The 24,801-nt window shown below is 65.8% G+C and carries 18 protein-coding genes; 13 read left to right on the top strand and 5 right to left on the bottom strand.

The features are described from left to right. Position 1: 1 nt before the first annotated feature. The 7 genes from sdhA to sucD all read left to right on the top strand — a co-directional run bounded on the left by sdhA (position 2) and on the right by sucD (position 10,859). Positions 2 to 1,774, top strand: a complete 1,773-nt coding sequence (sdhA, locus tag QLQ85_RS15205; RefSeq protein ID WP_282721378.1) for a succinate dehydrogenase flavoprotein subunit — start codon at positions 2 to 4, stop codon at positions 1,772 to 1,774. A gap of 13 nt (positions 1,775 to 1,787) precedes the next feature. Continuing rightward, a complete protein-coding gene (locus QLQ85_RS15200; protein ID WP_102629869.1) occupies positions 1,788 to 2,498 on the top strand; it encodes a succinate dehydrogenase iron-sulfur subunit in 711 nt (236 codons plus the stop codon). 253 nt (positions 2,499 to 2,751) lie between these two features. Beyond that, positions 2,752 to 5,586 (top strand): 2-oxoglutarate dehydrogenase E1 component, encoded by a 2,835-nt coding sequence (locus tag QLQ85_RS15195; RefSeq protein ID WP_282739771.1) that lies wholly within the window; start codon positions 2,752 to 2,754, stop codon positions 5,584 to 5,586. Between the two features lie 41 nt (positions 5,587 to 5,627). Beyond that, on the top strand, positions 5,628 to 7,190 hold the full coding sequence (gene odhB / locus QLQ85_RS15190) for a 2-oxoglutarate dehydrogenase complex dihydrolipoyllysine-residue succinyltransferase (RefSeq protein WP_282739770.1): 1,563 nt from the start codon (positions 5,628 to 5,630) through the stop codon (positions 7,188 to 7,190). A gap of 53 nt (positions 7,191 to 7,243) precedes the next feature. Beyond that, positions 7,244 to 8,683, top strand: coding sequence for a dihydrolipoyl dehydrogenase (gene lpdA / locus QLQ85_RS15185; protein ID WP_282739769.1), 1,440 nt, complete (start codon positions 7,244 to 7,246; stop codon positions 8,681 to 8,683). A gap of 137 nt (positions 8,684 to 8,820) precedes the next feature. Further along, positions 8,821 to 9,987, top strand: a complete 1,167-nt coding sequence (gene sucC / locus QLQ85_RS15180; protein WP_282739768.1) for an ADP-forming succinate--CoA ligase subunit beta — start codon at positions 8,821 to 8,823, stop codon at positions 9,985 to 9,987. Continuing rightward, complete coding sequence (gene sucD / locus QLQ85_RS15175) at positions 9,987 to 10,859, top strand: succinate--CoA ligase subunit alpha (RefSeq protein WP_282721383.1); 873 nt, start codon at positions 9,987 to 9,989, stop codon at positions 10,857 to 10,859. Before sucC ends, sucD begins: the two co-directional genes overlap by 1 nt. Positions 10,860 to 10,952: 93 nt before the next feature. On the opposite strand, the gene QLQ85_RS15170 is transcribed toward sucD, so the two are convergent. Beyond that, positions 10,953 to 12,830, bottom strand: coding sequence for an alginate biosynthesis protein (locus QLQ85_RS15170; RefSeq protein WP_282739767.1), 1,878 nt, complete (start codon positions 12,828 to 12,830; stop codon positions 10,953 to 10,955). 411 nt (positions 12,831 to 13,241) lie between these two features. Between QLQ85_RS15170 and QLQ85_RS15165 the strand changes: the two genes are divergently transcribed. The 5 genes from QLQ85_RS15165 to QLQ85_RS15145 all read left to right on the top strand — a co-directional run bounded on the left by QLQ85_RS15165 (position 13,242) and on the right by QLQ85_RS15145 (position 19,247). Then, positions 13,242 to 14,999, top strand: coding sequence for a type I secretion system permease/ATPase (locus QLQ85_RS15165; protein WP_282739766.1), 1,758 nt, complete (start codon positions 13,242 to 13,244; stop codon positions 14,997 to 14,999). Then, positions 14,999 to 16,330, top strand: coding sequence for an HlyD family type I secretion periplasmic adaptor subunit (locus tag QLQ85_RS15160; protein ID WP_282739765.1), 1,332 nt, complete (start codon positions 14,999 to 15,001; stop codon positions 16,328 to 16,330). Before QLQ85_RS15165 ends, QLQ85_RS15160 begins: the two co-directional genes overlap by 1 nt. Positions 16,331 to 16,425: 95 nt before the next feature. After that, positions 16,426 to 17,307 carry an urea carboxylase-associated family protein gene (locus QLQ85_RS15155; RefSeq protein WP_282739764.1) on the top strand — a complete coding sequence of 294 codons (882 nt, stop codon included), beginning with the start codon at positions 16,426 to 16,428 and terminating at the stop codon, positions 17,305 to 17,307. Between the two features lie 180 nt (positions 17,308 to 17,487). Beyond that, positions 17,488 to 17,904, top strand: coding sequence for a CopG family transcriptional regulator (locus QLQ85_RS15150; RefSeq protein WP_282739763.1), 417 nt, complete (start codon positions 17,488 to 17,490; stop codon positions 17,902 to 17,904). A gap of 23 nt (positions 17,905 to 17,927) precedes the next feature. Beyond that, positions 17,928 to 19,247: an extracellular catalytic domain type 1 short-chain-length polyhydroxyalkanoate depolymerase gene (locus QLQ85_RS15145; protein ID WP_282739762.1), complete on the top strand. Its 1,320-nt coding sequence runs from the start codon at positions 17,928 to 17,930 to the stop codon at positions 19,245 to 19,247. A 126-nt stretch (positions 19,248 to 19,373) separates the two neighbouring features. On the opposite strand, the gene siaD is transcribed toward QLQ85_RS15145, so the two are convergent. The 4 genes from siaD to siaA are packed head-to-tail and all read right to left on the bottom strand — an operon-like array spanning position 19,374 to position 23,207. Next, a complete protein-coding gene (siaD, locus tag QLQ85_RS15140; protein WP_282739761.1) occupies positions 19,374 to 20,174 on the bottom strand; it encodes a biofilm regulation diguanylate cyclase SiaD in 801 nt (266 codons plus the stop codon). Beyond that, positions 20,171 to 20,560, bottom strand: a complete 390-nt coding sequence (siaC, locus tag QLQ85_RS15135) for a biofilm regulation phosphoprotein SiaC (protein WP_282739760.1) — start codon at positions 20,558 to 20,560, stop codon at positions 20,171 to 20,173. Before siaC ends, siaD begins: the two co-directional genes overlap by 4 nt. 17 nt (positions 20,561 to 20,577) lie before the next feature. Continuing rightward, complete coding sequence (gene siaB, locus QLQ85_RS15130; RefSeq protein WP_282739759.1) at positions 20,578 to 21,111, bottom strand: biofilm regulation protein kinase SiaB; 534 nt, start codon at positions 21,109 to 21,111, stop codon at positions 20,578 to 20,580. Between the two features lie 8 nt (positions 21,112 to 21,119). Continuing rightward, complete coding sequence (gene siaA / locus QLQ85_RS15125) at positions 21,120 to 23,207, bottom strand: biofilm regulation protein phosphatase SiaA (protein ID WP_282739758.1); 2,088 nt, start codon at positions 23,205 to 23,207, stop codon at positions 21,120 to 21,122. Between the two features lie 202 nt (positions 23,208 to 23,409). On the opposite strand from siaA, the gene QLQ85_RS15120 reads away from it, so the two are divergent. Further along, positions 23,410 to 24,770, top strand: a protein-coding gene (locus tag QLQ85_RS15120; protein WP_407650358.1) for an IS3 family transposase whose coding sequence is annotated in 2 segments (ribosomal slippage) — positions 23,410 to 23,875 and positions 23,875 to 24,770 — 1,362 coding nt in all. Because the reading frame shifts where the segments join, the coding sequence is not laid out codon by codon here. Positions 24,771 to 24,801 lie beyond the last annotated feature (31 nt).

Below are 24,801 nucleotides of genomic sequence, written 5' to 3'. Positions count from 1 at the left end.
CATGTCCAACATGCGTAGCCTGTCTTTCGACGCCATCATCATCGGCGGTGGCGGCTCCGGCCTGCGTGCCGCCCTCGAGCTGGCCAAGTCCGGCAAGAAGACCGCCGTGCTGTCCAAGGTCTTCCCGACCCGCTCGCACACGGTCTCCGCCCAGGGCGGCATCACCTGTGCCATCGCCTCCGCCGACCCCAATGACGACTGGCGCTGGCACATGTACGACACCGTCAAGGGGGGCGACTACATCGCCGACCAGGACGCGGCCGAGTACATGTGTTCCGAAGGCCCGAAGGCGGTGTTCGAGCTCGAGCACATGGGACTGCCGTTCTCGCGCTTCGACAATGGCCGCATCTATCAGCGCCCGTTCGGTGGCCAGTCCAAGAACTTCGGCGAGGGCGGCCAGGCGGCCCGTACCTGTGCGGCGGCCGACCGCACCGGACACGCCCTGCTGCACACCCTCTACCAGAACAACCTGAAGAACAATACCACCTTCCTCAACGAGTGGTACGCCGTCGACTTAGTCAAGAACGCCAACGGTGACGTGGTGGGATGCATCGCCATGGACATCGAGACCGGCGAGGTGGTTCACGTCAAGTCCAAGGCCACCGTGCTGGCCACCGGCGGCGCCGGGCGCATCTACGCCTCGACCACCAACGCCCTGATCAACACCGGCGACGGCATCGGCATGGCGCTGCGTGCCGGCTTCCCGATGCAGGACATGGAGATGTGGCAGTTCCACCCGACCGGCATCTATGGCGCCGGTACGCTGGTGACCGAAGGCTGCCGCGGCGAGGGGGGCTACCTGGTCAACAAGGACGGCGAGCGCTTCATGGAGCGCTATGCGCCCAACGCCAAGGACCTGGCCGGCCGCGACGTGGTCGCGCGTTCCATGGTCATGGAGATCCTCGAGGGCCGTGGCTGCGGCGAGCACGGCGACCACGTCTTCCTCAAGCTGGATCACCTGGGCGAGGAAGTGCTCGGCAAGCGCCTGCCCGGCATCGTCGAGCTGTCCAAGACCTTCGCCCATGTGGACCCGGCCAAGGAGCCGATCCCGGTGGTGCCGACCTGTCACTACATGATGGGCGGGATCCCCACCAACGTGCACGGCCAGGCGATCATGCAGGACGCCGACGGCAACGACCAGATCGTCGGCGGGCTGTTCGCCTGCGGCGAAGCGGCCTGCGTCTCGGTGCACGGCGCCAACCGACTGGGCGGCAACTCGCTGCTCGACCTGGTGGTGTTCGGCCGTGCGGCCGGCATGTTCATCGAGGGCGCACTCAACGAGGGCATCGACTACCTCGAGGCCTCCGACTCCGACATCGAGTCGGCGATGAAGCGCATGACCCGCTGGAACGAGTCCGGCGAGGGCGAGACCGTGCCCGAGCTCAAGCGCGAGCTGCAGAACATCATGCAGAACTCCTTCGGCGTGTTCCGCGAGGAAGCGAACATGCAGAAGGGCGTGGGGCAGCTGGCCGAGCTGCGCGAGCGCATCGCCAAGGCGCACCTGCCCGACAAGTCCAACGCCTTCAACACCGCCCGTGTCGAGGCCCTGGAGCTGGACAACCTGATGGAAGTCGCCGAAGCGACTGCCATCGCGGCGCTGGACCGCAAGGAGAGCCGCGGTGCGCACTCGCGCTACGACTACCCGGATCGCGACGACGTCAACTGGCTGAAGCACTCGCTCTACTTCCCGACCGAGAAGCGCGTCGGCAAGCGCGACGTCAACTTCACGCCCCGGACGGTCGATACCTTCGAGCCGAAAGTCCGCACCTACTGAGAGGGGAGTCACGATGTCCACGCTTCAGGTATCCATCTACCGCTACAACCCGGAAACCGACTCCGCACCCTACATGCAGGAGTTCCAGGTCGACACCCAGGGCCGTGACCTGATGGTGCTCGACGTGCTGCACCTGATGAAGGAGCAGGACAACGGCCTGGCCTACCGTCGCAGCTGCCGCGAAGGGGTGTGCGGCTCCGACGGCATGAACATGAACGGCAAGAACGGCCTGGCCTGCATCACGCCGCTCTCCGAGGTGGTCAAGCACGGCAAGCTGGCGCTGCGCCCGCTGCCGGGCCTGCCGGTCATTCGCGACCTGGTGGTCGACATGGGGCTGTTCTACAAGCAGTACGAGCGCATCCAGCCGTACCTGCAGAACGACACCCCGGCGCCGGCCATCGAGCGCCTGCAGTCGCCGGAGGAGCGCGACAAGCTCGACGGCCTCTACGAGTGCATCCTGTGTGCCTGCTGCTCGACCTCCTGCCCGTCGTTCTGGTGGAACCCGGACAAGTTCGTCGGTCCGGCCGGCCTGCTGCAGGCCTACCGCTTCCTGGCCGACTCCCGCGATACCGCCACTCGCGAGCGCCTGGCCGAGCTCGAGGATCCGTTCAGCGTGTTCCGCTGCCGCGGCATCATGAACTGCGTCGCGGTGTGCCCCAAGGGGCTCAACCCGACGCGGGCGATCGGCAAGATCCGCGAGATGTTGCTGGCCAATGCCACTTAAATCATGGCGCCCGGCTTGTTATCATGTGCCACGCTTTTCGGCTGCGACCCATCGTCGCAGTCGGAAGCCGGTACAGTAGCGTGAAGAGCCGGTGCCCTGGGCACCGGCTCTTGACCATCGAAATTCAGGGTTTCCGGCTTACGGCCGGAACAGCCGGAGACGAAGACGCCCCACCGGCAGGGCACCACCGATGTCGCCACGCCCATCTGCTGGCGACGCCGACTACACCCCATCAGTGCAGGGTGACCGAGAGATGCAACAAGGCATAATGGAGTTGATGTGGCGCTCCTCCCACGTCAGTGGCGGCAATGCCCACTATGTGGAAGCGCTCTACGAGCAGTACCTCGAAGACCCCGATGCTGTCCCCGACGAATGGCGCAATTATTTCGACCAATTGCCGCGTCCCGAAGGCAGCGCCTCACATGACGTTCCGCTTGCCCCGATCCGCGACCAGTTCTACCAGCTAGGCCGAGCACGACGCACCGCCCAGGCCGGCACCACCGCCGACAGCGGGGAGAACAAGAAACAGGTCAAGGTTCTCCAGCTGATCAACGCCTATCGCTTCCGCGGGCACCAGAAGGCCGACATCGACCCCCTCGGCCTGCGCAGCCCGACCCCCGTCCCCGACCTCGACCTCTCTTTCCACCAGCTCTCGAAGGCCGACCTGGATACCGAATTCCAGACCGGCTCCTTCTTCATGGGCCTGGACAAGGCACCGCTCAAGGAGATCGTCGAGGCGCTGGAGCAGACCTACTGCCGCTCCATCGGCTGCGAGATCATGCACATCGTCGACACCGAGGAGAAGCGCTGGCTGCAGCAGCGTTTCGAGTCGGTGCGCTCGGCGCCCAGGTTCAGCGACGAGGTGCGCAAGCACGTGCTCGAGCGGCTGACCGCCGCCGAGGGCCTGGAGAGCTACCTGGCCTCCAAGTACCCGGGCACCAAGCGCTTCGGGCTGGAGGGCGGCGAAGCCTTCATCCCGATGATGGACGAGCTGATCCAGCGCGCCGGCGGCTACGGGACCAAGGAAGTGGTCATCGGCATGGCCCACCGCGGACGCCTCAACCTGCTGGTCAACATTCTCGGCAAGAACCCTTCCGAGCTGATCGACGAGTTCGACGGCAAGAAGGTCATCGAGCGCGGCTCGGGCGACGTCAAGTACCACCAGGGCTTCAGCTCCAACGTCATGACCCCCGGTGGCGAGGTGCACCTGGCGCTGTCGTTCAACCCCTCTCACCTGGAGATCGTCTCTCCGGTGGTCGAGGGCTCGGTGCGCGCCCGCCAGGACCGCCGTGATGACCCCGACGGCACCAAGGTGCTGCCGATCAACGTGCATGGCGATGCGGCCTTCGCCGGCCAGGGCGTGGTCATGGAGACCTTCCAGATGTCCCAGACCCGTGCCTACAAGACCGGCGGCACGCTGCACATCGTCATCAACAACCAGGTCGGTTTCACCACCTCCAACCCGCTGGACGCCCGCTCCACCGAGTACTGCACCGACATCGCCAAGATGGTTCAGGCGCCGATCTTCCACGTCAACGGCGACGACGCCGATGCGGTGCTGCACGCCACCCAGGTGGCGCTGGACTACCGCCAGCAGTTCAAGCGTGACGTGGTCATCGACCTGGTCTGCTACCGTCGGCGCGGCCACAACGAGGCCGACGAGCCCTCCGGCACCCAGCCGATGATGTACAGCAAGATCAAGCAGCATCCGTCGTCCCGGTCGCTCTACGCCCAGCGCCTGGTCGAGCAGGGGGTGGTCAGCGAGGATGGCGTCAAGGCGATGGTCGAGACCTATCGCGATGACCTGGTGGCCGGCAATCACGTGGCCAATGCCCTGGTGCAGGAGCCCAACACCTCGCTGTTCGTCGACTGGAAGCCCTACCTGGGCCACGAGTGGACCGGCGATGCCGACACCACCGTTGACATGAAGCGCCTGCAGCAGCTGGCGGCGAGGATGTGCGAGATTCCCGACGGGGTCGAGGTGCAGCGCCAGGTGGCCAAGATCTACGATGACCGCCGCAGGATGCAGGCCGGTGGCCTGGCGCTGAACTGGGGCTTCGCCGAGACCCTGGCCTACGCCACCCTGCTCGATCAGGGCCACCCGGTGCGCATCACTGGCCAGGACGTGGGTCGCGGCACCTTCTCCCACCGTCACGCCGTGGTGCACAACCAGAAGGACGGTAGCGCCTACGTGCCGTTGCAGTACATGGCCGACGGCCAGCCGTGCTTCACCATTCACGACTCCTTCCTCTCGGAAGAGGCCGTGCTGGCGTTCGAGTACGGCTACGCCACCACCATGCCCAACGCCCTGATCGTCTGGGAAGCCCAGTTCGGCGACTTCTTCAATGGCGCCCAGGTGGTGGTCGACCAGTTCATCTCCTCCGGTGAGACCAAGTGGGGCCGGCTGTGCGGCCTGACCATGCTGCTGCCCCATGGCTACGAGGGCCAGGGCCCCGAGCACTCCTCGGCGCGTCTCGAGCGCTTCCTGCAGATGTGTGCCGAGCACAACATGCAGGTCTGCGTGCCCACCACCCCGGCGCAGATCTTCCACCTGCTGCGTCGCCAGGTGATCCGCCCGTTGCGCAAGCCGCTGGTGGTGATGTCGCCCAAGAGCCTGCTGCGCCACAAGGAGGCGACCTCGACCCTCGAGGAGCTGGCCTACGGCCGCTTCCAGATGGTACTGCCCGACCAGGGCAAGCTCGAGGCGGGCAAGGTCGAGCGTATCGTGCTGTGTGCCGGCAAGGTCTACTACGACCTGGCCAACTGGCGCGAGGAGTTCGCCCGCGACGACGTCGCCATCCTGCGGCTCGAGCAGCTCTACCCCTTCCCCAAGGAGGAGCTCTTCGAGGCGATCAAGGCCTACACCAACGTCACCGACGTGGTGTGGTGCCAGGAGGAGCCGCTCAACCAGGGGGCCTGGTACTCGAGCCAGCACCACATGCGTGCGGTCGTCGACATGCTCAGTGACGGCCTGGGACGGGAACTGAAGTTCGCCGGACGCCCGGCATCGGCGGCACCCGCGGCGGGCTACATGTCCGTGCACACCGAACAGCAGCGCCAACTGGTGGATGACGCCTTCAACGCCTGAAGCGACCACTGGGACGAGAGAGAACATACAAGGGATACGACATGGCTACCGAGATCAAGGCACCCACCTTTCCGGAATCCGTTGCCGAAGGCAGCGTGGCCGCCTGGCACAAGAAGCCGGGCGACAGCGTCGAGCGAGACGAGTTGATCGTCGAGATCGAGACCGACAAGGTGGTGCTCGAGGTGGTGGCGCCGGAAGCCGGTACCCTCTCCGAGGTGCTGGCCGAGGAGGGTGACACCGTGGCGTCCGAGCAGGTACTGGGGCGCATCGGCGAAGGCGCGGCCAAGGGCGGCGAGAAAGCGGCCGAGCAGAAGGTCAATGCCAAGGCCGAGCAGAAGGTCAATGCCAAGGCCGAGCAGAAGAGCGACGTCAAGCCCGCCGGCGGTGGCAAGCAGCACGAGGTGAAGGCGCCGACCTTCCCCGAGTCGATCCAGGAAGGCACCGTGGCCACCTGGCACAAGAAGGTCGGCGAGGCGGTCAAGCGCGACGAGGTGCTAGCCGATATCGAGACCGACAAGGTGGTGCTCGAGGTGGTGGCGCCGGCCGATGGCGCGCTCGCCGAGATCAAGGCGGAAGAGGGCAGCCAGGTCGAGTCGGAGGCTCTGCTGGCGCTCTTCACCGAGGGCGCGGGGGGCGCCGCCACGGCGGCCGACGAAGCGCCGGCGGCCTCCGCCGCCGACGGTGGCGGCGACGAGAAGGTCGGCGACAAGATCCTCGCCCCGGCCGCCCGCAAGCTGGTTGCCGAGCACGACCTCGACGTGAGCCGGATCGCGGGCACCGGCAAGGGTGGCCGGATCCTCAAGGAGGATGTCCAGAAGGCCGTGAAGGAGGGCTCCGCGAAGAAGGCCGCCAAGCCGGCCAGCGCGCCGAAGCAGGCCGCCGCCACGCCGGCCGTCGAGGGCGAGCGTCCCGAGAAGCGCGTGCCGATGAGTCGCCTGCGCCAGACCATCGCCAAGCGCCTGGTCCAGGCCCAGCAGACCGCCGCCATGCTCACCACCTACAACGAGGTGGACATGGGCGCGGTGATGGCGCTGCGTGCCCAGTACAAGGACACCTTCCTCAAGACCCACGACACCAAGCTGGGCTTCATGGGCTTCTTCGTCAAGGCGGCCAGCGAAGCCCTCAAGCGCTTCCCCGACGTCAACGCCTCCATCGACGGCACCGACATCGTCTATCACGGCTATCAGGACATCGGCGTGGCGGTCTCCACCGACCGCGGCCTGGTGGTGCCGGTGCTGCGTGACACCGACAGCATGAAGATCGCCGATGTCGAGAAGGGCATCGTCGACTTCGGCAAGCGCGCCCGTGACGGCAAGCTCGGCATCGACGAGATGCAGGGCGGTACCTTCACCATCACCAACGGCGGCATCTTCGGCTCGCTGATGTCGACGCCGATCCTCAACCCGCCGCAGACCGCCATCCTGGGCATGCACAAGATCCAGGAGCGCCCCATGGCGGTGAATGGCCAGGTCGAGATCCGCCCGATGATGTACCTGGCGCTGTCCTACGATCACCGCATGATCGACGGCAAGGACGCGGTGCAGTTCCTGGTGACCCTCAAGGAACTGCTCGAGGATCCCGCACGCCTGCTGCTGGACGTCTAGGCGCCGCCCGATTCAACGGACTCAAACGCGAACCGATCAACAGGAAGAACCACATGGCCGATAAATTTGATGTGATCGTCATCGGTGCGGGCCCCGGGGGCTACGTGGCCGCCATCCGTGCCGCCCAGCTGGGGCTGAAGACCGCCTGTGTCGAGAAGTGGGTCAACAAGGCAGGCAAGACCGTCCACGGCGGCACCTGCCTGAACGTGGGCTGTATCCCCTCCAAGGCCTTGCTCGAGACCTCCCACAAGTTCGTCGAAGCGCGCGACCACTTCGCCGAGATCGGCATCGATCTGGAAGCACCCAAGGCCAACGTGGCCAAGATGCTGGAGTTCAAGAACTCCGTCATCGCCAAGAACGTCGGCGGCATCAGCGCCCTGTTCAAGGCCAACGGTGTCACGGCGCTGGACGGCACCGGCAAGGTGGTCTCCAGCAAGCAGGTGGAGGTGACCGGCCACGATGGCAAGACGGCCACCTATGAGGCCGACAACATCGTCATCGCCGCCGGCTCGGTACCGGTGGAGATTCCGCCGACCCCGCTGACCGAGGGCCTGATCGTCGACTCCTCCGGTGCGCTGGAGTTCGAGGAAGTGCCCGAGCGCCTGGGCGTGATCGGTGCCGGTGTCATCGGCCTGGAGCTGGGCAGCGTCTGGAGCCGCCTGGGCAGCAAGGTGACCGTGCTCGAGGCCATGGACTCCTTCCTGCCGATGGTCGATGCCGCCATCGCCAAGGAGACCCAGAAGCTGCTCAAGAAGCAGGGCCTGGACATCCAGCTCGGCGCCCGTGTCACCGGCTCCGAGGTCAAGGGCAAGGAAGTCGTCGTCAAGTACACCGACGCCAAGGGTGAGCAGGAGCTGACCGTCGACAAGCTGATCGTCTGCGTCGGCCGTCGCCCCTATACCCAGGGCGTGGTGGGCGAGGGCGTGGGGGTCAAGCTCGACGAGCGCGGCTTCATCTTCGTCGACGACCAGTGCCGCACCAATGTGCCGAGCGTCTACGCGATCGGCGACTGCGTGCGCGGCCCGATGCTGGCCCACAAGGCCTCCGAGGAGGGCGTGATGGTCGCCGACATCATCGCCGGCCACAAGGCCGAGATGAACTATGATGCTATTCCCAGCGTGATCTACACCTCGCCGGAAGTGGCCTGGGTCGGCATGAACGAGCAGGAAGCCAAGGCCAAGGGAATCGAGGTCAAGACCGGTTCCTTCCCGTTCTCGGCCAACGGCCGGGCACTCGCCAACAATGCGCCCGAGGGCATGGCCAAGATCATCGCCGATGCCGAGACCGATCGCATCCTGGGCATGCACATCGTCAGCCAGCACGCCGGTGAGTTGATCGCCCAGGGCGTGATCGCCATGGAGTTCGGCTCCAGCGCCGAGGACCTGGCGCTGACCTGCTACGCCCACCCGAGCACCTCGGAGGCGATCCACGAGGCGGCCCTGGCGGTGGACGGTCACGCCATCCACATGGCGAATCGCAAGAAGCGCAAGTAGGACAAGAAGCGCTGCCTGCGGGCAGCGCGTCCCTTCCGGCCATGTACCGGAAGGGGTCGGTGGTAGCCTGAGCGCCGCGCCACGCGAGTGCAGGCGAGGTTACCGTTCGAGTCACATGCAACCAATGGCATGAATCGATGAACCTTCACGAGTATCAGGGCAAACAGCTGTTTGCCGACTATGGTCTGCCGGTGTCCAAGGGCTTCGCCGTCGACACCCCCGAAGAAGCCGCCGACGCCTGCAAGAAGATCGGTGGCGACATGTGGGTCGTCAAGGCCCAGGTCCATGCCGGAGGCCGCGGCAAGGCCGGTGGCGTCAAGCTGATCAAGAGCCCGGAGGAGGCCAGGGCCTTCGCCGAGCAGTGGCTGGGCAAGAATCTGGTGACCTACCAGACCGACGAGAACGGTCAGCCGGTCGCCAAGATCCTGGTCGAGAACTGCACCGACATCGCCTCCGAGCTCTACCTGGGCGCCGTGGTCGATCGCACCACTCGTCGCGTGGTCTTCATGGCCTCCACCGAGGGCGGCGTCGAGATCGAGAAGGTCGCCGAGGAGACCCCCGAGAAGATCCTCAAGGCCGAGATCGACCCGCTGGTCGGCGCCCAGCCCTACCAGGCGCGTGAGCTGGCCTTCGCCCTGGGTCTCTCCGGCGACCAGGTGAAGCAGTTCACCAAGATCTTCCTGGGCCTCTCCAAGCTGTTCCACGACAAGGACCTGGCGCTGCTCGAGATCAACCCGCTGGTGATCACCGACGAAGGCAACCTGCACTGCCTCGACGCCAAGATCAACCTGGATAGCAACGCCCTGTACCGTCATCCGGACCTGCAGGCGATGCGTGATCCGTCCCAGGAAGACGAGCGCGAGGCCGAGGCGGCCGCCTGGGAGCTGAACTACGTGGCCCTCGACGGCAACATCGGTTGCATGGTCAACGGCGCCGGCCTGGCCATGGGCACCATGGACATCGTCAACCTCAACGGTGGCAAGCCGGCCAACTTCCTCGACGTCGGCGGCGGTGCGACCAAGGAACGGGTGGCCGAGGCGTTCAAGCTCATCCTCTCCGACGACAACGTCAAGGCCGTGCTGGTCAACATCTTCGGCGGTATCGTGCGCTGCGACATGATCGCCGAGGGCATCATCGGTGCCGTCGAGCAGGTCGGCGTCAACGTGCCGGTCGTGGTGCGCCTGGAAGGTAACAACGCCGAGCTGGGTGCCGAGAAGCTGGCCTCCAGTGGTCTGAACATCATCGCTGCTACCAGCCTGACCGATGCGGCTCAGCAGGTCGTCAAGGCAGCGGAGGGCAAGTAATGAGTATCCTGATCGACAAGAACACCAAGGTCATCTGCCAGGGCTTCACCGGTGGCCAGGGGACCTTCCACTCCGAGCAGGCGATCGCCTACGGCACCAAGATGGTCGGCGGCGTGACCCCGGGCAAGGGCGGCCAGCAGCACCTGGGCCTGCCGGTGTTCAATACCGTCAAGGAAGCCGTGAAGGAGACCGGTGCCGAGGCTAGCGTGATCTACGTACCGGCCCCGTTCTGCAAGGATTCCATCCTCGAGGCCGCCAACGCCGGCATCAAGCTGATCGTCTGCATCACCGAGGGCATCCCGACGCTGGACATGCTCGACGCCAAGGTGAAGTGCGACGAGCTGGGCGTGCGCCTGATCGGCCCGAACTGCCCCGGCGTGATCACCCCGGGCGAGTGCAAGATCGGCATCATGCCGGGGCACATCCACCAGCCGGGCCGGGTCGGCATCGTGTCGCGTTCCGGCACCCTGACCTATGAAGCGGTCAAGCAGACCACCGACCACGGCTTCGGCCAGTCCACCTGCGTGGGCATCGGCGGCGATCCGATTCCGGGCTCCAACTTCATCGACATCCTCGAGATGTTCGAGAAGGATCCGGCGACCGAGGCGATCGTGATGATCGGCGAGATCGGCGGCACCGCCGAGGAAGAGGCGGCGGCCTACATCAAGGCCAACGTCTCCAAGCCGGTGGTCTCCTACATCGCCGGCGTCACCGCCCCTCCGGGCAAGCGCATGGGCCACGCCGGGGCGATCATCTCCGGCGGCAAGGGCACCGCCGACGAGAAGTTCGCCGCCCTGGAGGATGCCGGTGTGAAGACCGTGCGTTCCCTGGCCGAGATCGGCGATGCGCTGAAGGAAGTCACCGGCTGGTAAGCCGCGCTTTCGACAGCCAGGCAGTACGAAAGGGGCACCCGAGGGTGCCCCTTTCGTTCGTCTGCCGGTGGTGTTGGTCCGGCGTCCGGCGCCTCAGCCGGCTACGTCATCGACTGTGGCGTCGCCGAGGCCCAGCAACTGCACCTGGAGATCGCTGCCGCCGGCCACGGCCGTCATGTCGTCGGGCAGCGACGAGTCGTCGCCGTAGGCCTTGTAGGCGAAGCGCCAGGCCTCACCGGGCTCCAGTACCCGTGGGGCGTCGTCGGTGACGAGGTAGTCACCAGCGTCCCGGGAGAGCTCGCCGTTCCACAGGGTATCGATATCGGCGGCCAGGTCGAAGCGCACCTCGGGGGCGATGATGTCGCTGTCCGAGGCGTTCTCGATGAAGATCTCGGCGACATGGCCCGTCGACCAGGTGCTGGTGGTGTTGCCGGTGACGACCAGGTCCGCGTCGTCGTCGATCAGTCCCGGCAGCACGCCATCGCCGTCGAGGATCTCCTCGGGCGAGGGCGTCGCGAGCGGCTCGCCGTCGAAGGCGTTGCCCGAGGCGAGATGCAGGGTGGTGCCATCGCCGAAGACCGCGTACTGCATGTCGACCAGGGTATCGACGCTGCCCTTGCCCTCGATGACGACGTGGTCATCGGCGAAGGCGATGTCGTACTGGTCGTAGTCCTGCGTATAGAGCGCGGTGTCGGTGCCCTTGCCGCCCTCGAGCCGGTCCTCGCCGTCATACCAGTCGTCACCGGGCCCGCCCTGCAGGAGATCGTTGCCGTCGCCGCCGACCAGGGTGTCGTGGCCCAGGCCGCCATCGAGGAAGACGCCGTCGTCCGAGCCCTGGAGGTCGTCGTCGCGACGCGAGCCGATGACATGGTCGAAGGCCACGTCGTTGGCATCGGCATCGGTGATGGCGCCGAAGCTCTCGCCACCGGCATTGACCCACAGCGAGGGTGACATCGCGTCGGCATCGGGGTCGCGGGCGGATTGTTCGACCCGCACGCTGTTGCCATGGTCCAGGCCACCATGGAAGTTGATGTCGCGGTCGGTGAAGGCGACCCCGACATCGTTGCCCACCGACGACCGCCAGGAGTCGAACAGCAGGCCATGGCGCATGCCGCTGTCCTCGAGCCCGCTGAAGGTGCCGTCGTAGCTCTCCCGCAACTCATAGGCGTAACCGTTGCCGCCACTGCCCTTGTTGAAGGCGCCGTGCGCCTGCAGATCGGTGGCGTCGATATCGAGCGACCTGGCGAAATGGAAGGCCTTGGAGGGGCCGTCGAGGACCTGGATATCGGCCAACTCGGCATCGACCGTACCGTCGAGGACGACGGCCTGGTAGCCCGCCAGCTCCTCCCGGGTATTCTCGAAGGCGGCGTTGTCGGGGGTGCCCAGCTCGAAATCGATGCTGAAGCCCGTCAGGGTGACGCCATCGGCCGTGTCGAGGCGCTCGACCTGCGTCTTGCCGCCCTCGAAATCGAAGTGCAGGCCGCGGTCGAGGGTGATGTCGTTGCCGTCGACGGCTTCCACCCGGGCCATGCTGGTGCGCAACTCGGCGTGCTGCACCTTGCGCCAGGAGGTATCGCCGATCTCGTCGAAGAGGGCGTCGTCGTTGTCCTGCCAGACCCGAATGCTGTCGCCGGGGGCCAGGTCGTGATCTCGGTCGAGGGTCACCTGGCGCGTACCTTCACGGTGGTCCAGCGACAGCTGGCCGATGGGTTCTCTCTCGCTGCCATCCACCCGGAGACCGTAGTCGTCGTTGCGTGCCAGTGCCGTGTCGCTGAAGGTGAGGGTGGTTTGGCCGGAGCCCGCGCCGGTCAGGGTGACATCGGACCGCGTGATGGTGATGGCGTCATCCAGCAGGTACCGCCCGGCCTCGAGCTCGAGGGTGGCACCGGGGGGGGCGCCGTTGATCAACTCCTCGAGCTCCCAGGCGGTGGTGCCGGTGCCAACGCGGATAACATCGTTCTGCTCACTCATGCAATCTCTCCGGAAAATCGACGGTCACGACAGCGGGACATCGTCACCGAAGGGGAGACGATGTCCGGGTGCCGGTCAGGGCGCGAGGGAGATGCTAATGGGCGGAAAGCGTGCCGTACAGCGGGGGATTGGAGCGATGTCGACGCTGGCGATGGATCATGTTACCGACCCGAAATGTCGGGCGAGGGCGCTATTCATTCACACGACCTTGATTCTCCTGCCATTCTATAACCTAGCAAGGACGGACCATGATGGCTCAGCCAAAATGCTCAACATGACGATTACAAAAGTCCCATAAAAGTAATCATTAAGTATCATCTCGGCTGGTACTCTGGCGCCTCGTGAGGCTGGCATGACGGGGTCTGGCTCGTTGTGATCGCGTCCTTCCGCCTACGACTCCAAGGGTGTGCCATGGCGTCAAGCAACGAACCCTCCGCTTTGCCGAACGCGCTGAAGGCGTGTCGCGCCTCGCTGATCTCGGTGGCCGGATTCAGCCTGTTCATCAACCTGCTGATGCTGAGCCCGGCCCTCTACATGCTCCAGGTCTATGACCGGGTCATTCCCACGCGCAGCGGGGATACCCTGCTCATGCTGACGCTGGTCGTGCTGTTGCTGTTCGCGGTGCTGGGTGGGCTGGAGATGGTGCGCTCCCGCATCATGGTCCGCCTCGGCAATCGCTTCGATGCCCGACTGGGGCACTCCCTCTATCGCGCCATATTTCGACGCAACATTCTCGCCGCGGGGCAGCAGACGGCCCGGCCACTCGATGATCTCGCCACGCTACGCCAGTTTCTCGCCGGAGGCGGTCTTTTCGCCTTCTTCGATGCCGCCTGGGTGCCGGTCTACCTGGCCGTGATGTTCCTGTTCCATGTCTGGTTCGGGGTCTTTGCCAGCGTCGCCGGTGTCGTGCTGCTGGGGCTGGCGGTCGCCAATGAGAAGGTCACCGGAAGGCTGCTGGCCGAGGCCGAGAACGAGCAGGTCAAGGCGCGTGAACTGGCCGACAGCAACCTGCGCAATGCCGAGGTGCTGCATGCCATGGGCATGTTGCCGGGGATCATGCAGCGCTGGTCGGCCAGGCATCTCGGCTATCTGCTCAAGCAGTCCCGGGCGAGCGATCGTGCCGGGGTGCTCGCCAACCTGACCAGGACCCTGCGGCTGCTCAGCCAGTCGCTGGTGCTGGGGCTGGGCGCGCTGCTGGTGCTGGAGGGCCGCATGACGCCGGGCATGATGATCGCCGGTTCCCTGCTCCTGGGGCGCGCCCTGGCGCCGATCGACCAGATGATCGGCAGCTGGAAGGGCTTCGTCGGGGCGCGCGACGCCTACCGGCGCCTCGATCGCCTGCTCACCGACGCCCCGGCCGAGCCGCGGCGGATGTCGCTGCCGGCGCCACGCGGCACCATCGACATCGAGGGGGTGTCGGCCGGGCCGCCCGGGGCCTCGCTGCCGGTGCTGCGGGGGATCGACCTCAGGGTCGAGCGGGGCGAGCAGGTGGGCATCATCGGGCCCAGTGCCTCGGGCAAGTCGACCCTGGCCCGGGTGCTGCTGGGCGTCTGGCCGGCCCAGGTGGGAACGGTGCGACTCGACGGCGCGGACATCGCGCGCTGGAACCGTGACGAACTGGGCCCCTTCCTGGGCTACCTGCCCCAGGACATCGAGCTGTTCGACGGCACCATCAGTGACAACATCGCCCGCTTCGGCAGCGTCGACGCCGACCGGGTGGTCGAGGCGGCCAGGCGGGCCGGGGTCCATGACATGATCCTGCGGCTGCCCGAGGGCTATGACACCTGGCTCGCCGCCGGCGGCCCGGGGCTCTCCGGCGGGCAGCGCCAGCGCATCGGCCTGGCACGGGCCCTCTACGGCAACCCGGTGGTCGTGGTGCTCGACGAGCCCAACTCGAACCTGGATGACAGCGGCGAGCGAGCCCTGGGCGAGACGCTGGCCCGCCTGCGGGAGGAGGGGGTGACCGTGCTGGTCATCAGCCATCGAACCGGCGTGCTCAAGCGGGTCGACAAGTTGCTGGTGCTCCGGGAGGGCCGCATCGGCCTGTTCGGGGCACGAGACCGCGTGCTGGCCCGGCTGGCGCGGCCGGGAGTCGCCGCGCCGGGTGACCGGGCCGCCGGGGAGGCGCGGCCGGCAGCTGGGCGTGCACACCCGGAGGTGCAGGCCTGATGGTCGATCGGCTGCGACTCACCGACGGCGAGGCCGCGACGCGTCCGCCGGTGGATGACCGGGGATGCCGTCGGCTCGGGATCGCCCTGGTGCTGCTCTGTTTCGGTGGCTTCGGTGGCTGGGCATTGGCGGCCAGCCTGGCGGTGGCGGTGGTGGCCCCGGGCAAGGTGTCGGTGGTCTCCTTCAAGAAGGCGATCCAGCACTACGAGGGCGGCATCGTCAGCGATATCCGTGTCGAGGACGGTGACCATGTCGAGACCGGCGATGTGCTGCTGGTGCTCGACGATACCCAGGCGCTCTCCCGACTGAAGATCGCCCAGTCACAGTACCTGGTCGAGCGCGCCAGCGAGGTCCGGCTGCTGGCCGAGTTGTCCGGTCGCGAGCGACTGGCATTTCCCGACGAACTGCGTGACAGCGACTCGCCTCGGGTCGCCGACGTCATCGCCGTTCAGCGGGGACTGTTCATCGCCCGCCGCCAGGCATTGCAGGGGGCGCTCGATGCCCTCGACCAGCAGACGCGGCAACTGCACGAGCAGCACGATGGCCTCGGCGCCCTGGTGGAGATCAATCGCCAACGGGTCGCGTCGTTGAACAAGGAGGTCGAGGATCACCGCTCGCTGTACGAGCAAGGGCAGGGCGACAACCAGCGAGTACGCGAGCTGGAGCGGGAGGTGCTGGAGATCCGTGGCGAGATCGCCGAACAGCGGTCCAGGATGGCGCAGGTCCAGGCGCAGATCAGCGAGAGCGAGCTGCAGAAGCAGACGCGGGTCCAGGAGTTCCACCAGGAGATCGGCGAGCGGCTACGCCAGGCCCAGGCCGGCATCGCCGATGCCGAGGAGCGCATCACGGCCCTCGGCGATCAGGTCCGACGCACCACGGTGACGGCGCCGGTGGCGGGCACCGTGGTCGGGCTGCAGACCCGGACCCGCGGTGCGGTGATCGGCCCGGGAGACACGGTGATGGAGATCGTGCCCAGCGGCGAGGGCTTCATGGTCGAGGCGCGCATCGCGGACCATGAAATCAACAGCGTCTACCCGGGCCAGCCGGCGGAGATCCGCTTCACGGCCTTCGACCAGCAACGCACCGACACCGTCGAGGGCGAGGTGGTCCACGTCTCGGCCGACAGCTTCGAGGACGAGACGAACGGCACGAGCTACTACCAGGCACGTATCAGGGTCGACGAATCGGGAGGGCCGGCGGTGCCCGAGGGGCGGCGGCTGCTCGCCGGCATGCCGGCCGAGGTCATGATCCGGACCGGGGAACGCACCTTCGCCAGTTATCTGGCCAAGCCGATCACCGACATGCTGGCGCGCGCCCTGCAGGGGGAGTGAGGCCGGCAGGGTGTTGATCGTGGGGTCGTCCGGCGCCGGGCGGATCCGCTATGCTCAGGCACAGCAGCCATCGACTATTGCCCCCGGGAGGCCCCATGGCCAAGGTACCCGCCGCCTATCAGGCGACACGTGGCTCGGTGCTGGATATCGACCGCGATTTCTATGCCGGACTCACCGACCCCGCCGCCCGCACCCGCGTCGAGTCGCTGGTGGTACCGATCCGTGACGGGCGGGCCTGGCAGGTGCCGGCCGGGCACGTGCTGCGCCTCTCGACCCTGGAGGGGCCCCAGGTGGGCGACGTCAACCTCTGGCACCTGCACAACCCCCGCGAGCGCTTCTGGGCCTCGCGCACCCGCCAGTTGCAGCGGGCCCATGTCTCGACCTTCGATCGCCTGTGGTCGACGCTGCCGTATCTGCGCCCCATGGCGACGATCATCGACGATACCCTGGCCGGTTATGGCGTCGATGGGAGCGGTGTCGATGAGGAGGGCGGCCGGGTCCACGACCTGCTGGGGACCCGCTGCGACCCCTACGTCAATCGCCTGCTGACCGGCGAGGACTTCGACCACCATTGCCACTCCAACCTGGTGCGAGCGGTGGCGCCCTTCGGGCTCACCGAATTCGATGTCCACGACGTGCTCAACGTCTTCCAGTGCACCGGGCTCAACGACGACGACCAGTACTTCATGAAGGCGTGCCCGGCGCGGGAGGGCGACTATCTCGAGTTGTTCGCCGAGATCGATCTGCTCTGCGCGCTCTCCTGCTGTCCCGGTGGTGACCTGTCGGTGGACCTGTGGGGGCCGAAGGCGCAGGACCCGCTGGCCACCTGTCACCCCATCGGCGTCGAGGTATTCCGCCTCGATTCGCGGCTGCTCGAGGGCTGGCAGCCGCCGGTACCTTCCCCCTATGCCGGTTGGCATGGCCTGCGCAGCCCGGTAATCGACTGGGCGGAGGAGAAACGTCAGCGCGGCTTCTGATCCATCCCTGCTGCCGCACCGTGGTCGATGGCCCGCTATCAGGCGGGTCATTTTTTTGCGTGCGCGTTGACTATTCACCCGACAGGCCTATTATACCATCCATATGGATGGTATATGGATCCCTTCGGGATGGTTAGAGTTTGCCGAAGATTCTATTTTCAGGGCAACGAGGCATAACAAATGAGCGTGCATGAACTGCGCCGCAAGACCGGCGACTCCAGCGAGAAGATCACCATCAACCTGGGGGTGGTCGACCTGGGGCAGATCGACCTGCTGGTCCAGGAAGGGTTCTATTCCAATCGCACCGATCTGATCCGCACGGCCATCCGTAACCAGTTGTCGACCCATGCCGAGGTGGTCAAGGAAACCGTGACTCGCAAGGCCTTCGTGCTGGGGCTCGAGCATTACAGCCGCACGGATCTGGAAGCGCTGCAGTTGGCGGGAGAGACGTTACAGATTCAGGTCCTGGGCATGGCCAGCATTGCCGACGACGTATCACCGGAGCTGGCCCGCGCCACCATCGAGTCGGTGGTCGTCTTGGGCGCTCTGCATGCCAGCAAGGCGGTCAAGGAGGCCCTGGCGGATCGAATCCACTGAATCACTGAACAGGGACATTGACGATGATCGACGCGCGGCGAATGGAAGAAGCGACGCGGCTCACCCGCGCCGGGAAGCTGCATGAGGCCATGGCCATACTCCAGGGTGCGATGCCCGGTGGGAAGAGCGGGACGGGGGGCGAGGAAGCGCGGGATACCTCCGGCTCTGGGCGTAACACCTTCGAGGGGACCTGTCAGGTCATTGACGAGGAGGTGTCGGTGCCGAAGCCAGCATCTGCCGAGTCGGGTTCGTACCGGACAGGTGCATCGTCAGCGGGAGGGGCGCCATCCTCGGCGTTTGGCCATACCCGACAGGCGGCCTCTGGGACAATACCGAGCGGTGATATCGGGCTGCCTTCTGCCTGGCGCGACAAGTGGCGGCAGTTGCGTGAATCCATGGCCCAGCCCGAGCAGGTACGGGGCACCAACGAGGCAGCACAGCCCGGCGCGTTCACAGCAGGTTGCTTTACCAACCATGCCGGCTCGCGCGATTACAAGCTGTATCTACCCAGCGGCTATCACGGTCAGGCACTACCGCTGGTGGTCATGCTGCATGGCTGCACGCAGAACCCCGATGACTTCGCTGCCGGGACCAACATGAACCGGCTGGCCGAAGAGCAACGGTTTTGCGTGCTCTATCCGGCCCAGCCGATGACCGCCAACAGTTCCAAGTGTTGGAACTGGTTCAAGGCCGAAGACCAGCAGCGCGATGGAGGTGAGCCGGCGATCCTTGCCGGCATGACCCGCCAGGTTATCGACACGTACGGGCTCGATGCGAGCCGGGTCTATGTCGCAGGGTTGTCGGCCGGTGGCGCCATGGCAACGACACTGGCGATGACCTATCCGGACCTCTATGCGGCGGTGGGCGTGCACTCCGGTCTGCCTCACGGCGTGGCTCAGAGTCTCCCCGATGCATTGGGGGCGATGCAGGGTGGCACACGCCCCATGGCCAACGCCTCATTGGCACGAGTGTCTGCATCGGTGTCGCGGGTGCCCGCCATAGTCTTCCACGGTGATCGCGACACCACGGTGCATCCCAGCAATGCGGATCGCGTTGCCGCTCAGTACGCCGCCTCGCGTGCGGCTGGCGAGTCGGCAAACGGTCGTCAGGGCAGTGCCGGGAAGACGGTGGAGCGGGGGCAGGTCCCCAATGGCTACGCCTATACGCAAACCAGCCATCAGGATGCGGATGGGCGGTCGTGCCTTGAGCAGTGGGTGATCCACGGTGCCGGCCATGCCTGGTCAGGTGGCGATGCACGCGGCTCCTACACGGATCCCAAGGGACCCGATGCGGCCAAGGAGATGCTGCGTTTCTTCCATTCGCATGCCAAAGCCAGTCCTTGATGCCGCGCTCGGCCATGCGGGTGGCCACGGGATGCGGGGGGTCGGCCATCGACTGGACGGCGGAGAAGGTGCAGCGCCTCGGGCGGTAGGGCGAGGGGGGCCGCGGCAGGGCCACGGCGGGCCTCGTCATCCCCGGGTGGGGGTGATGCAGCAGCGGTTGCGACCGCTCCGCTTGGCCTGCAGCAGTGCCCGGTCGGCCCGCTGGAGCGTGTCGTCGAGCGGATCCTCGCCCGCTCGGTGCTCGCTCAGTCCGGCACTGGCGGTGATCGATAGCGTGGTATCGCCGACCTCGATCGAGACGGCGGCCAGGCGTCGGAGGAGACGAGTCAGGATGGTCCGGGCCTCCTCTAGCCGGGTCTCGGCCAGCAGCAGCAGAAATTCTTCGCCCCCCCAGCGGGCGCAGAGGTCATACTCCCGCAGTTCTCCCTGCATGACCCGAGCGATGGCCACCAGGACCCGATCGCCGATTTCATGGCCATGACGGTCGTTGATGCGCTTGAAGTGATCGATATCGAGAATGGCCAGGGTGTAGGGGGTGGCGTGTCGCGTGGCACGCTGCGCTTCCTGTTTCAAGTGCTCATTGACCATGCGCCGGTTGGGCAGGCCGGTCAGCGAGTCGTGGGTCGAGTCGCGCGCCAGGGCGAGATTGTGCTCGCGCATGAGCTGCTGGTAACCGTCCGAGATGCGCGACAGTTTTTCCTGACGTCTGCGGATCTTGTCATAACGTTGCCGGGCGGATTGCTGGCTCTCGACGACGAGACGCTGGTAACCGTCGGAGATGCTGACCAGGCGCTCGAGGCGCGCCTTCTCCTCGAGGTGGTGGTGGTAAAGCGCTGCGAGTGCCTGGTGCAGTGGGTGCCGGGCATGGGCCGGGTCGGCGAGCAGCGACTCGACCCGGGACAGCAGCGCCGCGTCCTCCCGGGTCATGCCTCGCTCCGTGCCGGGGTGATCGCGAACGGAAAGGTGCAGTCCTCGCGGAACTCCTCGGCCAGCTCGGCGATGCGTTCGTTTCGCGGGTCGTAGCGCCAGGTCACGCCGATCTTGCGGCCTTCGAGGTGCGCCTCCTCGAGGTGGTCGAAGATATCCATCATGGCCTTGACCGAGCTGGTGTTGAGATAGACGAGTGCCAGTTCCAGTTGGAGCGGCCGCGACTCGCGGTCGAGGAAACGCTCGACCCAGCCGATCACCTGATCGAAGAGTTCGTAGGAGTTCTCGGGGTAGGAGTCACCCTGCATGGCGAGACGGCCCGACTGCCAGTCGCCGAGAATGGTCGGCGTGGATTGGCTGCCGGGAATGTTCAGGTCGGTGGTCATGGGCTTACTCGGCAGGATCAGATGATGGCTGTAAGGCTAAGGAATCCGCGCCCGTCGGGCAACGGCTCGAGTGACGCCTCCATGGGCTCGCTCGACTTGCGTGCGATATCGAGCAGTCCCAGGCCGGCGCCGGTGCGTGACGCCGCGTCACGCGGCTGGCGGAGCTGCTGCTTGTAGGCCTGCTTCAACGCCTGCTTGTCGAGGCCGCGCAGCGTCTCGATGGTCGCGACCACGCGCTCGCCATCCTCCTGCTCGACGAGGTTGCCGGCCGAGACGACATAGTGTCCCCGCTCGTTTCTGGCGACTGCGACCGTGGCCGAGGCGCCTTCCTCGTCGTAACCCTGGCGCAGCGCATAGTGGCGGATGTTCTGGGTCATCTCGATATAGGCGGCGAAGACGTCCATGGCGGCCGAGGGGGCCGCGTCCTGGGAGTGCAGGTAGTTGCGCAGGGCATTGCCGATCTCCTCGATCAGGCTGCGCGATATGGGGCCGTTGAAACACAGCATGATGCGCTGTCGCAGGTAGCTTTCACGCATGCCTAACAGGTCCATGACACCTCCTATTGCGGTCGTCCCGTCCCGGCGGGGGAATCGGTGGGTGGTTCCCGGTGGCTGTCGTGCTCCCGGTTGCGCTGTCGGACGTCGGTGTCCCGGGTGAAACGGAACCCCAGCAGGGTGATGTCATCGCGCTGCGGCAGGCTGCCCTGGTAGGCTCGCAGCTCGGTCTCGAAGGCGGCCATCTGCTCGTCGATGGGGCGCTGGGCCTGGGCCTTGAGCATCGCCTCGAAACGGCGGGTGCCGAACCCGAAGCCGTCATCGCCTCCCGCCTGGTCGAGGAAGCCGTCGGTACACAGCGAATAGGTCCAGCCCAGGTGCAGCGGTGCGCTCTGGTTCTGATAGGTGACGGGGCGCCGGTGCCCCAGGGCCTGTCTGTGGCCCGGCAGTCGTTCCAGGGTGGCGCCATCCGTGGCATAGAGGCCGATCTTGGCGCCGGAGAAGGTCAGCCGCTGTTCCCGGAGGTCCACCCAGACCAGGCCGATATCCATGTTGGTGGCGATCGAGGCGGGCAACTGGTCGGGGCGCAGCGTGTCACGGTTCTGGCGGTCGGTTTCGATCAGGATGGCGGCGGGGTCCTCGGGGCCGACCTGCAGGATGGCGTGGTCGATGATGGCGCGGGCCAGCATGGTCATCAGCGAGCCCGGCACGCCATGGCCGGCACAGTCGACGACCCCCATCAGGTAGCCGCGGTCGGTGGCCCGGAAGACGTAGAAATCGCCGCCGACCGTATCCCGGGGCTTCCACAGCACGCCGTGAGCATGCTCGAGGTGGAGTTCGAGCTGGCGGTCGGGGAGGATGGCACGCTGGATGATGCTGGCGTATTGCAGCGAGTCGCCGATCTGCTGGTGCGCCGCCGCCATCTCGGCATTCGCCTGCTCCAGGGCCCGGGTGCGTTCGCGTACCTTGCCCTCGAGCTCCTGGGTATGACGCTCGACCTGGTCCGCCATGCGGGAAAAGGCCTGGGACAGTTCGCCGATCTCGTCGTTGCGGGACGTCGGAAGCCGCGAGTCGTAGTGCCCGTCGGCGATGGCCTGTGCCGAGAGCTTCAGGCGATTCAGCGGGGCGAGGATCAGCCGATCGATGGCGTAGGCGAAGGCCACCAGGAGGATGCCCAGGACCAGGGTCAAGGCGATGAACAGCGACCACAACCAGCGCCGTTCGAGGATCGGGGCGACGCCGAGGTCGAGGGCGGTGATCAGGTGCCAGTCGATCTCGGGAATATAGCCGACCGAGAGCAGGCGCTCACGGCCCTCGAGGGTCGCCCATAGCGTCTCGACACGCTCGGGCGACCGTCGCGAGGCCTGCATGGCGTCGGTGAGGCGCTGCCGCTGCTCGGCGTCGCCGAGCAGGGAGTGGACGGTCTGCCCCTCGTCGATATCGCCGTCACCGGCCCCGGAGCTGAAGGCGATGCGCTCCAGGGAGGGATGGGCCTGCAGGGCACCCTGGCGGTCGACGATCAGCGGGGTCAACCCCGGGGCTTCATCGCGGACGAAGGCATCGAGAAAGTCGCTGAGGTCGAGCCCGGTACCGGCGAGGCCGAGCGGGCCCTGGCCGTTGCGCACCACGACGTTGAACCAGACCTTGGTGACGCCGAGCTTGCGGTCGACATTGACATTGAGGTTGTAGGGTTCGTCGCTGGCGATGGTGCCGAAGTACCAGGCATCGTCCGGGTCCTCGGCGTCGAGCCGATAGCGGGGCTGGCGCTGGTCGGGCTGGTCGTCGTCGCTGAAATAGTAATCGCCACCGGCATCGGTGATGACGAAGTAGGAGCGGTCGGCGAAGGCGTGGCGAAAGCCTTCGGCCTCCGCGAAGAAACGGGCCCGCTTGTCGGGGTCCGCTTCGTCCTCGAGCCATTGGCGCGTCACGACGGAGTCGGCGAGGCGTCGTGACAGGGCGAGTTCCCGCGATACCGGCGCCAGGATCTTCTGCATGTGCAGCAGGGTATAGTTTTCGGCGTAGGCGTTGGCGAAATGACGGCGAATGTCGTCGATCGCCTGCCAGCCGATGAGGGCGGCGGGGATCAGTGACAGTAGGCAGGCCAGTAGCAAGGTCGCGGCCGACTTGCCTCTCAGCCCCCAGCGTGCGGCCATGGTGAAGGTTCCCCAAGAATCCCGATGCAGCATCGTGATTATCATTGTCATGCCGCGGGACTAGCCGCGGACTGATGCTTTTGCATCAAGAGTGGCATAAAGGGGGCGCCAAGGCGAGCGGGTCGCGACCAACGAAAACGCCCCGGCCACTTGAACTGCACCCCGAAAGTTGGACACCTAATCCAACCCTCGGGGTGTTTCTATGAGCAATCGATACGACGAGTGGTTCAAGCTGCTAGTGGTGCAGCAGTGTTTGCATGAGGACACTAGCCTACGCGAGGTGGCTCGCCAGCATCGCCTTGACCATTCCCTGGTGCGTAAATGGCGGGAACGCTACCGCCAGCATGGCGCGCCGGGGCTAGGCAAGAAGTACAGTCACTACAGTGCTGCCTTCAAGCTGGCGGTACTCGAGAGAATGTGGCGAGATGGCTTGTCACGCCGGCAGGCTGCCACCCTGTTCGATATTCGCGGAGATGCCGCTATTGGCATATGGGAGCAGCAGTACCATAGTGGTGGCCTGACTGCGTTATCGCCAAAGCGAAAGGGACGCCGCCCGATGGTCAAAAAGCCGCCTTCACCACCACCCCCACCTGATGAAGAGCGCTCTCATGAGGAGTTGCTCAAAGAGTTGGCGTATCTGCGGGCGGAGAACGCCTATCTAAAAAAGCTCGATGCCTTGATCCGGGAGAAGCAGGCGGCAACGCAGGGCAGAAAGCCCAAGCCGTCCAAGGGTTAAGGCACGAGCATTCGCTGGCTCTGCTGCTGCGTGCGGCAGAGCTACCGCGCAGCACGTTCTACTACCAGCTCAAGGCCCTGGGCGCTGACGATCAGTGCGCGCCCCTGAAGGCGCGTATCCGGGCGATCTACGATAGCCACAAAGGGCGCTATGGTTATCGCCGCATCACTGCTGCCCTACGGCAGGCAGGTGAAGTGATCAACCACAAGGCCGTCCAGCGCTTGATGCAACAGCTGGGCTTGAAGTCCCTGGTTCGCCCAAAGCGGTATCGCGCCTACCGAGGAGCAGTGGGACATGTGGCTCCCAACGTACTCGACCGGCAGTTTCAGGCAGAAGGACCGAATCAGAAGTGGGTGACCGACATCACGGAGTTCAACGTCGACGGACAGAAGCTGTATCTGTCCCCCATCATGGATCTCTACAACGGCGAGATCGTCGCCTATCAGACCAGCAGGCGTCCCGTACTCTCACTGGTGAAGCACATGCTGCAGCAGGCCTTTGCCCGCTTGAAGCACTCGGACCGGCCACTGCTGCATTCCGATCAGGGGTGGCATTACCAGCATCCCACCTATCGCGCCCTGTTGGCAGGACAGGCGCTGACCCAGAGCATGTCACGCAAGGGCAACTGCTTGGACAATGCCGCCATGGAGAGCTTCTTCGGCACCCTGAAGGCCGAGTATTTCCACCTGAACCGGTTCGATACGGTTGAGCAGTTGCAGCAAGGCCTCGATCGTTACATCCATTACTACAACCACGAGCGCATCAGGCTGAAACTAAAAGGCCTGAGCCCCGTACAGTACAGGACTCAGGCCTTGGGCGCCGGCTGAACGAACCGTCCAACTATTGGGGGTCAGTTCA

Origin of the sequence: Halomonas kalidii (assembly GCF_030010475.1) — a bacterium.
GTDB lineage: Bacteria > Pseudomonadota > Gammaproteobacteria > Pseudomonadales > Halomonadaceae > Halomonas > Halomonas heilongjiangensis.
This window is presented reverse-complemented; position numbering and strand designations above follow the sequence as displayed.